The sequence below is a fragment of the Gleimia coleocanis DSM 15436 genome (assembly GCF_000159015.1).
Lineage (GTDB): Bacteria > Actinomycetota > Actinomycetes > Actinomycetales > Actinomycetaceae > Gleimia > Gleimia coleocanis.
The window spans coordinates 295,525-307,846 of sequence record NZ_DS999543.1 but is presented as its reverse complement, the minus strand read 5'-3'; the positions used below and the strand labels follow the sequence as shown (position 1 = coordinate 307,846).

The following is a 12,322-nucleotide window of genomic DNA, read 5'->3' as shown; positions in this document are numbered from 1 at the left end:
TTCAAATGGCTAATTCACGTCGTATCGTTGCTGGCCTGTCAGCACTTCTACTTACCGTTTCACTTTCTTCTTGTGGTTTTAACTCTGCGGATGAGGGTAAACCTACCCGTGGTTCCCTTTCCGAAGTTAAATCAAAACTTGCAGAATCCAATGATTCCGCTGATGAAGCTAAGGAATCTGAAGAGATGGACACTTCCTCTGAGGAATCCGACTCTGCTGCAGATTCTGCAGATATTGATCCAGTAATTCTGGCTGAAGCTGAAGCTGCTGCAGCGCAGGTTAGTGTAGAAACCATTCCAGACGGGAAGCTTTACTACACTGATACGTGGGTTAAGGCAGAAGCTCCGGCTGTGCTTGTTTACGGATACAAGTACAAGGCTGACCTAAATCTTGAAGAACAAAAAGCTGCCTTGGAACAACATGGGGTTGCTTCATTGAGCGGTATTGTTGAAAAAATCAAAGCTCACTTAGTTTCTAAGGGTGCTAAAGCCCCACAGATTCGCTACGAATACTTTGACGCTGACGGTAACGTAGTTTGGTCCCACACTTTCTAATCAAAGAAAAGGAAATAAAATCATGGCAATGTCTATTACCAAGCGTATTGTTGCTGGTGTTGCTGCACTGGTAATGGTTACTTCTCTTTCCGCTTGTGGCGGTTCTTCTACTTCTTCTGATGCTAAGAAGCCAGGTTCTTTGTCTGAGGTTAAGAACAAGGTTAAGAATGACATGGCGGATGAAGAAAAGTCCGACGAAATGAAAGACAAAGAAACCACTGATGAGATGAAGGACAAAGATACCAACGATTCTGGTGATCTTGATCCGTTCCTGGTTTCTTTAGCTTCTCAGTTGAACGCTTCTTCTGACACTCTGTTAGCAGGTCAGAGCGATGTTAGTGGTGTGCGTGTATTCGCAGAGGCACCAAACACCCTAGTTTTGGAATACAAGGTTTCTCAAGATCTTGAACCTGCTTTGTTCCAAGAAGGCGTAAAGGCTGTCGGTGTTGAGCAGTTACAAAAAATGGCAGACAAGCTTAAGCAGGCGTTGACCGTGGAAGGCGTTTCTTCTCCTTCTGTGAAGATTATCTACATCGATTCCACTGATGAAGAGCTTTTCGCTCAGACTTTCTGAGCTTTTCTTTAGAAGCTAACTGAATAACGTTTTCATGGCAGTCCTGCCCGGTAAACTAGTAGCAACTAGTTTTATTCCGTGGAAGGACTGCCATGACTACTATTAAGCGTCGGGTGACGATTCGTAAGACTGCGTTAAAGAACCAGGTGCCAGAGTTGGCGCGGATTACTCGCATCCCTGCAACTGAAGTTTTCCCAGTTATCGAGGGCGGTCTGTGGGCAGCTAAAACTACGGAAGGTGAGGCTTTTCCTGTTCGCGCCACGGTTTTCCGCGAAGGGCATGATGCTTTAGCTGCGGAGGCAGTTTTGCTTTCCCCAGAAGGTAAAGTTGAGCAACGGGTTCACATGTATGATACTGATCCCGGCTTGGATCGTTATGAGGCTTGGTTGCAGGCAGCTTACCCGGGTAATTGGACTTTCCGGATTGATACTTGGTCCGATCCTTACGCTACTTGGTCTCATGATGCTACAGTTAAGATTGCTGCGGATACTGACGTAGAGCTGATGCTTGAAGAGGGTGCTCTGCTTTTTGAACGAGCTTTGCGCGGCGAAGTCTTTGCTATTTTAACGGAAAAGTCGATGAAATCCGCCCTCGTGAAGAAAACCCCAGAACTTGACTCCGCTTCGATTACGATTTTGGCTGAAGCAATTAGCCTGTTACGCGACCCAGAGGCCACCCCACAGCGCCGTCTTTCCGCTGGCCTGTCCAATAAGGTACGCAAGGTCTTTAAGCAGTTCCCCGTCCGTGATTTGCTGACCTCTACTCGTGAATACCCACTGCAAGTAGACCGCAAATTAGCGCTTTATGGTTCCTGGTATGAAATCTTCCCACGTTCCTACGGTGCAGTGCAGGATGCGGAGGGCAACTGGATTTCAGGTACTTTAGAAGCTGCCTCGTTAGAGCTTCCACGAATTTCGGATATGGGGTTTGACGTCATTTATTTAACTCCTATCCACCCAATTGGGACTACTCATCGTAAGGGCAAGAATAATACGTTAACTGCCGGTCCTAATGATCCGGGTTCACCTTATGGCATTGGTGCTGTTACCGGTGGCCACGACGCAGTTCACCCAGATTTGGGTACTTTCGAGGATTTTGATGCTTTTGTTAAGACGGCTAAAGCAAATGGTCTGGAAGTTGCCTTGGACTTAGCTTTGCAGTGTTCTCCCGACCATCCGTGGGTGGCTGAGCATCCTGAGTGGTTTACTACCCGGGCAGATGGTTCCATTGCATATGCAGAGAATCCTCCGAAAAAGTATCAGGATATTTACCCGCTGAACTTCGATAACGATCCTGAAGGTATTTACCTGGCTATCCGCAACGTGGTTTACACCTGGATTAAGCATGGAGTGACTTTATTCCGGGTTGATAACCCACATACTAAGCCACTCAGCTTCTGGCAACGTTTACTCGCTGAGGTTCGTTCCACTCACCCAGAGGTTATTTTCTTAGCAGAGGCTTTTACTAAGCCTGCGATGATGCGTACTTTAGGTGCGATTGGTTTCCACCAGTCTTACACGTACTTCACTTGGCGCACCACTAAGGAACAACTGGAAGAGTATTTCACTGAGGTGTCTGCTGAGACTGCGCATCTGATGCGTCCAGCTTTCTGGCCAACTACGCACGATATTTTAACTCCGCAGATGACTGCTGGTGGTACAGCTATGTTCGCTCTGCGTGCTGTGTTAGCTGCTACTGCGGCACCCACTTGGGGCATTTACTCTGGCTACGAGTTTGTCGAAAAGGAACCTCGTCCTGGCTATGAGGAACAGAATGACAATGAAAAGTACGAGTACCGTCCACGTGACTGGTCTAAGGTAAATGATTACGGTATCGCTAATCTGCTGACTCTGCTTAACTCTGCTCGGGCTAACCATCCTGCTTTGCAGCAGCTTCATAACCTAACGATTCACCCTACTTCTGATGATCGTCTGATTTGTTTCTCTAAGCATGTTGATGCGAAGCATTCTGCTACTGGTGAAGCAGACACGGTTATTGTGGTAGTAAATCTGGATCCAGAGAACACAGTCCAGGGTCAGGTTTACTTGGATTTCGCAAAACTCGGGGTGGCTGGTCAGCATACTTCTGAAGGTCCGTTGCTTTCCGTGGTGGATCAGCTGGATGGTCGCGAATACCAGTGGGGCGAGACGAACTTCGTTGAGTTGTGTCCACAGGTTCGCACTGCCCATGTTTTGGCTGTGAAGCACGGGGACTAGTTTAGTGTTTACTGACTCGACGCTGGTGTGGGAGCTTCCTGAGGTTCCCACACCAGTTAATGGTTCATATGCTGAAGCTGAGTATTTGCGTGCAGTTTTTTCTGCGATGCATCTCAAGGGCCTGGATTTTTCCAATGCGCAAGTGCTTTCTGGAGAACAAACTAATACGTCGGTTTTAGTTGATAATCGGGTCCTTTTAAAGGTTTACCGCCAGCTTCTTCCCGGTATGAATCCAGAAGTACTGGTAGGCGAAGCCTTAGCTACGCTTGATTCTGTGATTACGCCTCGTACACTGGGTGCGATTTTCGTCTGCCAGGGTGAAGAGCGGTTTGTAACTCATTTGGCGACTGAGTTTGTTCCAGATTCTGTAGATGCTTTCAAACAGTTCACAACGGAGGTGTTCTCACCTGCTTCTGCCGCTACCGAACTGGGGCACGTCACTTCCCAAATGCACGCGGATTTACGTCAGGCTTTCGGAGCTTCGCAGGCTTTAACTACTGTTAGTTTGGCTCAGCGTTTCCGTGGTGAGTTAGCTGAAACAATCCAGATGGTTCCCAGCATTGCGAAACAGTCTTGGTATCCTGACTTTTTAACCCACGTTGAGACCGTGCTTTCCGCCCTCGAGGAAGAAAATCTGGCGTTGCCCACCCAAAAGGTGCATGGCGATTTCCATTTGGGGCAGGTTCTCTTTGCTCCTCATCTTTCGCAACCTTGGCTGATTATTGATTTCGAGGGCGAACCGTTACGTCCTATTGAGCAGCGTATGCTCCCCGACTCTGCGTTGCGTGATGTCGCGGGAATGTTGAGGTCTTTCGCCTATGCGGCTGCTATGCATTCCGCGAGCGTTGATGCAGCGCTTTGGGAGGAAACTGCAAGGAAATCCTACTTGCGGGGGTATTGTCCAAGAGGTTTATCATCTTTGGAACAACAAGTATTAGAAATTTTAGAAATTGAAAAAACTTGCTACGAATGCCGGTATGAAGCGTCTTTCCGCCCTGACTGGCTGTACGTTCCACTTGCCGGCTTGCAACGATTTACAAAAGTTAGTTGAAAACCGTGCAAAATCCTGAGATTTTTGACTACAATTTCAACGCCGAAAATTACTTATTTCAACTCGATTCATGGAAGAATTAGATTATGAAATACAACGAAGTTACCGTAGAGCCTCACGTACTCGCAGCAGTCGCTCAGGCTTCCTACCATGATCCACATTCAGTTCTTGGCGCACACCTGTCTGACAATGCAGTCAGCATCCGCACCGTTCGCCACCTTGCAGACTCAGTTGAAGTAATCACCTCAGCCGGCACTTTCAAAGCAGAACATGAACAAGACGGCATCTGGCTTGCAGTGCTTCCAGGCACTACTATTCCAGACTATCGTCTGCGTGTTACCTACGGGAATCAGACTACTGACGTTGATGATCCCTACCGTTTCTTACCGACCCTCGGTGAGATGGATACCTATCTCATTCAAGAAGGTCGCCACGAATCCCTCTGGCGGGTACTAGGTGCTCGGGTGCGTCACTACGAAGGTGAACTCGGTGCCGTCGATGGTGTGTCTTTTGCTGTGTGGGCACCAAATGCTAAAGCAGTCCGCGTAGTTGGCGACTTCAACTACTGGGATGGCACCGGTTCGGCTATGCGTTCCCTGGGATCTTCCGGTATTTGGGAAGTATTTATCCCTGGAGTTCAGGTCGGTGCCCGTTACAAGTACGAAATCTGCGGTCCAGACGGCAACTGGTTCCAAAAAGCTGACCCTATGGCACGCGCTACCGAAATCCCACCAGCCACAGCTTCGGTAGTAACTTCTGAGTTCCACCAGTGGGAAGACGCCGAATGGATGGAAGCTCGCGCGCAGCGCGACCCACATAACAGCCCAATGTCAATCTACGAACTACACGTAGGTTCGTGGAAGCAGGGCTTAGGCTATCGTTCCCTGGCTGATGAGCTTATTCCTTACCTGCAGCACATGGGCTTCACCCACGTTGAGTTCATGCCTGTGGCCGAGCACCCATTCGGGGGCTCTTGGGGTTACCAGGTAACCTCCTACTATGCTCCAACTTCTCGTTTCGGCACTCCAGATGACTTACGTTACCTGATTGACCGTCTGCACCAAGCCGGAATCGGTGTCATTATGGACTGGGTACCCGCCCACTTCCCTAAGGATGCCTGGGCACTCGCTCGTTTCGACGGCACCCCACTCTACGAAGACCCGGATCCACTACGTGGTGAACACCCAGACTGGGGTACTCTGGTATTCAACTTCGGACGTCGTGAAGTCCGTAACTTCCTGGTAGCCAACGCCCTGTACTGGCTGGAAGAATTCCACGTAGATGGCCTGCGCGTAGATGCAGTAGCCTCCATGCTTTACCTGGATTACTCACGTAAAGATGGCCAGTGGCGTCCAAACCAGTACGGTGGTCGCGAGCACTTGGATGCTATCGACTTCCTGCAAGAAGCAAACGCCACCGCTTACCGCGCTCACCCGGGCATCATTATGATTGCGGAAGAATCCACCGCATGGCCAGGTGTCACTGCTGATACTTCCCAAGGAGGCTTAGGCTTCGGCATGAAGTGGAATATGGGGTGGATGAACGATACTCTGCGTTATTTGCAAGAAGATCCCGTAAACCGCTCTTGGCATCACGGTGAACTTACCTTCAGCTTGGTTTACGCTTTCTCAGAAAACTTTGTACTGCCTCTCTCACACGATGAAGTAGTACACGGCAAGGGCTCCCTCATCAATAAGATGCCAGGCGATAAGTGGCGCAAGCTCGCTGGTCTGCGTTCTCTCTTGGCTTATCAGTGGTCTCACCCAGGCAAGCAACTCCTGTTCATGGGACAAGAATTCGGGCAGGAAGCTGAATGGAACGAAGCCTACTCCCTCGACTGGTGGCTGTTAGAAGACCACGGTCATAAGGGTATTCTGGAACTCGTTTCCCGCCTCAACCACCTCTATACCGCTAACCCAGCATTCTGGGATGACAACTACACCGGTTATGAGTGGATTGACGGGTCTGACTCAGCCCACAACCTGATTTCTTACATCCGTAAGAATGATGGCGTATCTGAAGGTGAAGGCTCAAACGTTATCGTCTGTGTTGCAAACTTCGCGGGTAACCCACATGAAGGCTACCGCGTGGGCCTTCCATTCGGTGGAGATTGGGAAGAAGTCCTCAACACCGATGCTGAGGAATTTGGTGGTTCTGGCGTCGTAAACCTGGGTACACTCACTGCCGAAGAAATCTCCTGGAACGGTCGTTCACACTCGGTTTCCCTCCGTGTGCCACCACTCGGCGCTGTCTGGCTGCGTCCAGTTAAAAACTAAACAATTGTCATACGGGAACCCGCGTTCCCGTATGACAATTTAAGTCAAAAGCTAAAAAAGTCATATGCGAAGCATCCTTCGCATATGACTTTTTTAGCTTTCAAGTCCCACAGCTTAGCTGCGCGGCACAAAATCAGAATAAAAGAGTTGCTAAACGCCCTCGAGCAGATCGAACTGCCGGATCCGCATTGCCAACGATTGTAAACAATTCCAAAATCCGCACGCGCGCAGACTCTGCCAACTCATCATCAACAAACTTATTCTCAGAAATCAAAGTCAGCAACTGTTCAAAAGCCAACTCCACCTGCCCAGAAGCAAAAAGCTCATCAGCTTCAGCTAACGGACCCTGATTCTGTCCACCACGCAAACGAGAAACCATATTCAAACGAGCCAAAGCCTCTTTAGCGACCTGATCTTTAGGCTGTTTCTTTAAAACCAGCTCCCACTGTTCTAAAGCCAGCTCCAAATTACCCGCTTCCTCAGCAGCCCGCGCATCCGCATACAACGGATTCTGAGCCTCAGCTTCCTCTGCCGTCATATGAACCATCCGCGCAGTTAAACCAGCCTGCGCCGCAATATTCAGTAACTCGTTAAATACCGCAACTACATTTTCACGTGGTTGCAGCCCCTGGAACATAGGTAAAGGCTGACCATTAACAATCGCAGTCACTGCTGGGACAGACTGCACATGCAGCGCCTGGGCTACCTGCGCATGCGCCAAAATATCCAGTTTAGCTAAAACTACTCGCCCATCGAGCTCCCGGACCAACTCCTCCAACACAGGCTGAAGCTCAATACAAGGTTCAACGCCAGGTTGATAAACGAAAACCACTACCGGCAGCTTCTTAGAAATATCAACTAAGTCAGTTAAGTCAGCAGCCGTTACATCACGGATAATCGGACCGTGTAACTGATTCGTATCCGCTGGTACAGCAGAAGCCTCCTGAGGCTCTAAAATCACTGCCCCATCGATCTCAGTTTTATGCATGCTAGCAGAATTCACTTAACAACCTCACAAAATATCAGCGTGTTACAGAACGAAGTACACGTTCTGCTGCAATCACATTAATTGGTGCGTCTGACCCAACCGCAGGAATAGTCATAGCAACGGAAACCAGGTAAGTAGCGGTCACAGGGGCAGCCGCTTTTACCTCATCATCATTACCATCAAGTAAAGTAGCCTGCACTCCCTGAACAGTTAGTTTACCCTTTTCAGAAGTACGCTTATAAACCATCGTGTATGACAAATAGGCAAACACCAACGCGGAACCATCCGCTAATTTAACCGCAGAAATATCCTTTTCCTGAGGAAAAGCCTTATAGTCAACAGAGCCTACTTCAACGACCTGTTCGTTAATCCGCTTCTTCTCATCCAGATAGAACTTAGTGAAATCGTCCATTGGATAACGCTTCACATCAAGTTCAGCTCCATTCAACCGAGAAATCCAAGCTTTAAACGCTTCCAGAGGAGATTCCACATAATCGGTTGAATCCAGTTTAATTACAGGGCTTCCCTCGGATACCTTAATCGTCTGCACCTGGCTATTAGGAAACATCCGTGCCCACGCCTTTAGTCTATAAGGCGCACGAGCCTCAGCCTGCGTAATCAGAATTAAGGATGGTAGTTCTCCCTCAACCAGCTCAGTTCCCAGCACGATAGCACGAGGCCAGTCATTAGATTTAGTCACAGTTGCAGTTGCCTGATCAAACAGAAGTTTAGGAATCTTCGCATCCGCTTTAGCAGCCAGATTATAGTAGCCCTGACGCATAGAAAGACCAGGTTCTTGCAGGCGTTCTACTAACAACTCAGCGTTCTTAGCTTCATCAGCTTTCGAAAGGACTTTAGTTAAGTCATTCAAAACCGCACGAATCTGATCAGAATCCAGGTTGGGAACTTCCTTCTCAACCTTTTTAACTGGTTTCGCAACTGTTGGTACTTCATTTCCACAAGCAGCTAAACCCGCAGAAGCAGCCACAATTGCGAATAAACTCAATACTTCACGTCGTTTCATAATCACTCCGTAGGCAGTTCAGATTCGACCACGTCATTAACTTTCTTTACCACTGGAATCAAGCCAGTTTGGAAAGTGTGGCCATCAACTTCAATAACGGACTCGCCACGTAAACGAGCTTCCTTAATAGCCTGTCGTGATGGGAATTTAATAATACGGGAACCAACCATAGTTTCGATTACAGCACCGTGAGTACGAGGACGTTCTGGCTCTTCCTCCACCTCAGCGGGGATTTCCACAGCAGTTTCAGAAACCTCAGTCGTAACTTCCAGAACTTCTTCCCCGCTATCATCAGGAATATCCTCAGCTACCACTTCGTCCATAGTTGCTTCGTTACTGTCGGCAGACTCGTTACCAACTTCCATTGCTTCTACAAGCTTTTCATCAGCTTCAACAGCCTTTTCTGCTTCTGCGGTAACTTCTGTTTCTACCTCGGCTGGTTCAGCAGTATCTTCGCTTTCTTCTGTGGATTCGTCTATAGAAAGCTCTGCAACTGTTTCCGTAGTTTCTGCCTGCTCAACAGTTGACTTAGCGTCCTTTTGCTTAGTAAGCCATAGTGAAACTGCACCAGCACCAATCAGGATTAAACCTAAAATGAGCAATGGTAGTCGCCACACTAGTGAACTTGGAGTCTTCCAACCCAAAGTTAGAGCAGGTGCTTTAGCCGTACCATTGGTTGTTGCCAAGACCGCCATACCAGCAGTTTTCTCAGTAGTCGTGAAACTTACTTTCCCCTTGCTCTGCAGGACCTCAACCCACATATCGGCTTTAGCAGGATCAGTTTCTTCAAGTTCTGCTCCATCACCTTCTGTAACTTCAGTATGGAGTTCTTCCCAGGACTTTAAACCGGCAACCTCAGTGTAAGCAGCTGTTCCTAGCCAACCGTAGATATCGCTGCTACGACCAACTACCAAGGTTACGTCAGTTTCAGGGTTAGTAGCCTCTGCAGTGATGGTCATCGGAGTTGACGACAGTTCAAAAACGCCCTCGCGAGTAATCACGTAAGGAGTGGAAGGTGCCGCCATCTTAGCTGTTACTTGACTGTCGCCTCGTACAACCGTCAAAGTAATCAGCCCAACCAGAGCAATCACCACACCGAGACAGATGAGAATCACGGTTGGTAGTTGGTTGCGGTTCACTAAGTTTTTCACTTAAAGCTCCTGACTATACTATTGTTCAAGTCTAGCCTATGTCGTTTATGTAAAAGATGCCAGATATATTAGCGAAATACCGATAATCTCACAGAAAACTGCGGGCTCAAGAAGAGCCCGCAGTTTCCATTTTCCACTTTTAAAATCCAGCTTGACGACCTAAATCACGGTTCCAACAATCCGGATGCCAGTGACGGCGACTTTCTACTCCTTGGTCTAACCCAAAGCGAGCTTCAGAACGCCACACCACCACATGTGGTGAACCAACCGTGATAGGCGCTGGGCAAGCCGGGCACACATAGGTTTTAGTCGCAGCAGAAAGATGCTGCACTTGATAAGTGTCCCCGCGTCGTACAACTGAACGTGGTATAGATGCTAAACGCGTCATATCCAAAGGACGATGTTCAGCAGACCAAGGACGCTTACTCGACTTCCTACCCATGTTTACCTTTCACCCGTGGTTAGGCTACCACCTTACCACGACGGTAAACACGTTCCACTTGGAAGTCTTCACTCACAACCAAAACATCCGCATGAGCGCCCTCGGAAAGAGTACCGACGCGTTCATCGCCCAGAATCTTCGCGCCCTGTGCGGTAGCCATGTAAACCGCATCCACCAATGGAATGTACCCACCAGTTACCAACAGGCGAATCTGGTCAATCAAACGAGAAGTACCACCAGCGATGGAATCACCCTCAGTTAAACGAGCAACCCCGTCCTTGACGGTAACGCCCTGAGGTCCCAGCTGGTAGGAGCCATCCGGCATACCTGCAGCAGCCATTGCGTCAGTTACCAGAACCAGTGCGTTACGACCCAAAGTCTCGTAAACAGAACGGATAATCGCAAGGTTTAGATGTACCCCGTCAGAGATAACTTCCAAAATCGCTCCATCACGAGCCGCATCAGAAAGAAATTCTGGAACTGGTCCCGGGTCGCGGTGGTGGATTGGGCGCATACCATTAAACAGGTGAGTTACAGTCGCCTTCGGAGAGCGCGGGGCAACTACGCTAAGCTTCTCACGAGAATATTCGAGGGCGGCGCGCACATGGTCAGGACCGGAATCTGTATGCCCCCAAGAAGGCAAAGCTCCACCTTCAATAAGTACTTCTGCTACAGATCCTTCACCGTAAGCACGACCTTTTTCGGGAGCTACCGTCATAGTAGTACAGTACCCCTTACAAATCTCCAAAAGTTCCTGAGTAAGTTCAGGATCAGGATCAATAATATAAGTTGGGTCCTGTGCGCCACAGCGAGCGTGGGAAACGAACGGACCTTCAAAGTGAACGCCTGCCAACTCCCCTGCTTCGCATAGCTCGGTTAGGACTGCTGCGCGTGCTTTTAAAACTTCCGGTGCCGCAGTAACCGCAGAAGCCACCAGGCTGGTCGTCCCCTGTACTCGGTGAGCCATAACTGCAGTCATTGCCTGCTCAGTGGTTTCCGCATTAGGGAAAGATTCTCCACCACCACCGTGGCAGTGCACATCCACCAAACCTGGGAACAAGTAGCCTTCTACCTGCTCTGCTGCAGCGAGTTCCTCTGCAGACAAGATTTCAGTGGCCACGCCACTTTTAACGATTTCATCAGTGAATACAACAGCGCCATCTGCAATAACTTCAGTGTCAGTTACCAGACGACCGCGCAAAATAGTTTTAGTCTCCATGTCTACTATTTTCCTACTTTAGCGAAACTATGTCACGCTATTTGGCAACTATAAAGCAGGTTTTAAGTAAGTTAAGACATGAATATTTACGCCTAGAATAAACGTGAATCAGCGTCATCCATTCCACGCATAGCGTCGTAGTCAAGAATCAAAGATTCAATCCCCCGGTCAGTTGCTAAAGTACGGGCTTGCTTAGAAATCTCTTGCGCAGCAAAAATCCCGCGCAGGCCTTCCAATAGTGGATCACGACTCATCAGTTCTAAATAACGGGTTAACTGTTCTACCCCATCAATCCCGCCGCGACGCTTAACTTCAATCGCCACCGGTAGTCCCTGTGCGTCACGTACCAGCAAATCTACTGGACCAATAGCCGTGGGATATTCACGACGAATAAGAGTCCAACCCTCGCCCAGAATCTGCGTAACCTGTTCAGCTAGTAGTTCTTGCAGGTGGGCTTCCACACCATCTTTAATCAGACCAGGATCAATCCCCAGTTCTTCATTGTGGTCTAAATAGACCTCGCTAAGACGAATCACTAAACAATCATTAGTTTTTGCTGCTTTAACGGTCCAAATTTCGATAATTCCTTCTGCTGCTTCTTCCTCCACAGGAGCAGAAACCGTTAACGTACAAGGAGCGCTCATCCAATTCAGAGGTTTATAAGAGCCACCATCAGAATGTACTAAAACGGCACCGTCGCCTTTAACCATTAGTACGCGTTTAGCTTCTGGAAGGTGAGCATCTAGCCGACCAGAATAATCTACAGAACATTTAGCAATTACGATTCGCACGTAAACCACCTTAACAGGGTGGAAGATAAATAAAAA

At 48.6% G+C, this 12,322-nt stretch carries 11 protein-coding genes; 5 read left to right on the top strand and 6 right to left on the bottom strand.

Going from position 1 to position 12,322, the window contains the following annotated elements:
* The first annotated feature begins 5 nt into the window (after positions 1-5).
* The 5 genes from HMPREF0044_RS03195 (at position 6) to glgB (ending at position 6,671) form a co-directional block, all read left to right on the top strand.
* On the top strand, positions 6-554 hold the full coding sequence (locus tag HMPREF0044_RS03195; RefSeq protein WP_006546668.1) for a hypothetical protein: 549 nt from the start codon (positions 6-8) through the stop codon (positions 552-554).
* 22 nt (positions 555-576) lie between these two features.
* On the top strand, positions 577-1,128 hold the full coding sequence (locus HMPREF0044_RS03190; RefSeq protein ID WP_006546667.1) for a hypothetical protein: 552 nt from the start codon (positions 577-579) through the stop codon (positions 1,126-1,128).
* Between the two features lie 92 nt (positions 1,129-1,220).
* The gene (locus HMPREF0044_RS03185; RefSeq protein ID WP_006546666.1) at positions 1,221-3,344 is read left to right on the top strand and encodes an alpha-1,4-glucan--maltose-1-phosphate maltosyltransferase; all 2,124 of its coding nucleotides are present in this window, start codon (positions 1,221-1,223) and stop codon (positions 3,342-3,344) included.
* Positions 3,345-3,348: 4 nt separating this feature from the next.
* Positions 3,349-4,395 (top strand): hypothetical protein, encoded by a 1,047-nt coding sequence (locus HMPREF0044_RS07830; protein ID WP_006546665.1) that lies wholly within the window; start codon positions 3,349-3,351, stop codon positions 4,393-4,395.
* An 86-nt stretch (positions 4,396-4,481) separates the two neighbouring features.
* A complete protein-coding gene (glgB, locus tag HMPREF0044_RS03175) occupies positions 4,482-6,671 on the top strand; it encodes a 1,4-alpha-glucan branching protein GlgB (RefSeq protein ID WP_006546664.1) in 2,190 nt (729 codons plus the stop codon).
* Positions 6,672-6,804: 133 nt separating this feature from the next.
* On the opposite strand, the gene HMPREF0044_RS03170 is transcribed toward glgB, so the two are convergent.
* The 6 genes from HMPREF0044_RS03170 to nucS form a co-directional block, all read right to left on the bottom strand.
* On the bottom strand, positions 6,805-7,659 hold the full coding sequence (locus HMPREF0044_RS03170) for a tetratricopeptide repeat protein (RefSeq protein ID WP_006546663.1): 855 nt from the start codon (positions 7,657-7,659) through the stop codon (positions 6,805-6,807).
* Between the two features lie 34 nt (positions 7,660-7,693).
* Entirely contained in the window at positions 7,694-8,683 is a 990-nt protein-coding gene (locus tag HMPREF0044_RS03165; protein WP_006546662.1) for a hypothetical protein, read from the bottom strand.
* Positions 8,684-8,685: 2 nt separating this feature from the next.
* On the bottom strand, positions 8,686-9,834 hold the full coding sequence (locus HMPREF0044_RS03160; RefSeq protein ID WP_006546661.1) for a hypothetical protein: 1,149 nt from the start codon (positions 9,832-9,834) through the stop codon (positions 8,686-8,688).
* A 139-nt stretch (positions 9,835-9,973) separates the two neighbouring features.
* Positions 9,974-10,276: a hypothetical protein gene (locus HMPREF0044_RS03155; protein ID WP_040312762.1), complete on the bottom strand. Its 303-nt coding sequence runs from the start codon at positions 10,274-10,276 to the stop codon at positions 9,974-9,976.
* Positions 10,277-10,295: 19 nt separating this feature from the next.
* Positions 10,296-11,495, bottom strand: a complete 1,200-nt coding sequence (locus tag HMPREF0044_RS03150) for an N-acetylglucosamine-6-phosphate deacetylase (RefSeq protein WP_006546659.1) — start codon at positions 11,493-11,495, stop codon at positions 10,296-10,298.
* 92 nt (positions 11,496-11,587) lie between these two features.
* Positions 11,588-12,286 (bottom strand): endonuclease NucS, encoded by a 699-nt coding sequence (nucS, locus tag HMPREF0044_RS03145; protein ID WP_040312761.1) that lies wholly within the window; start codon positions 12,284-12,286, stop codon positions 11,588-11,590.
* Between the last annotated feature and the right edge of the window lie 36 nt (positions 12,287-12,322).

Excerpts from the sequence above, each read along its gene's own strand:
- glgB (WP_006546664.1), top strand. The coding sequence starts at position 4,482 with ATGAAATACAACGAAGTTACCGTAGAGCCTCACGTACTCGCAGCAGTC.
- HMPREF0044_RS03155 (WP_040312762.1), bottom strand. The coding sequence starts at position 10,276 with ATGGGTAGGAAGTCGAGTAAGCGTCCTTGGTCTGCTGAACATCGTCCT.
- HMPREF0044_RS03170 (WP_006546663.1), bottom strand. The coding sequence starts at position 7,659 with ATGCATAAAACTGAGATCGATGGGGCAGTGATTTTAGAGCCTCAGGAG.
- HMPREF0044_RS03195 (WP_006546668.1), top strand. The coding sequence starts at position 6 with ATGGCTAATTCACGTCGTATCGTTGCTGGCCTGTCAGCACTTCTACTT.
- HMPREF0044_RS03190 (WP_006546667.1), top strand. The coding sequence starts at position 577 with ATGGCAATGTCTATTACCAAGCGTATTGTTGCTGGTGTTGCTGCACTG.
- HMPREF0044_RS03185 (WP_006546666.1), top strand. The coding sequence starts at position 1,221 with ATGACTACTATTAAGCGTCGGGTGACGATTCGTAAGACTGCGTTAAAG.
- HMPREF0044_RS03150 (WP_006546659.1), bottom strand. The coding sequence starts at position 11,495 with ATGGAGACTAAAACTATTTTGCGCGGTCGTCTGGTAACTGACACTGAA.
- HMPREF0044_RS03165 (WP_006546662.1), bottom strand. The coding sequence starts at position 8,683 with ATGAAACGACGTGAAGTATTGAGTTTATTCGCAATTGTGGCTGCTTCT.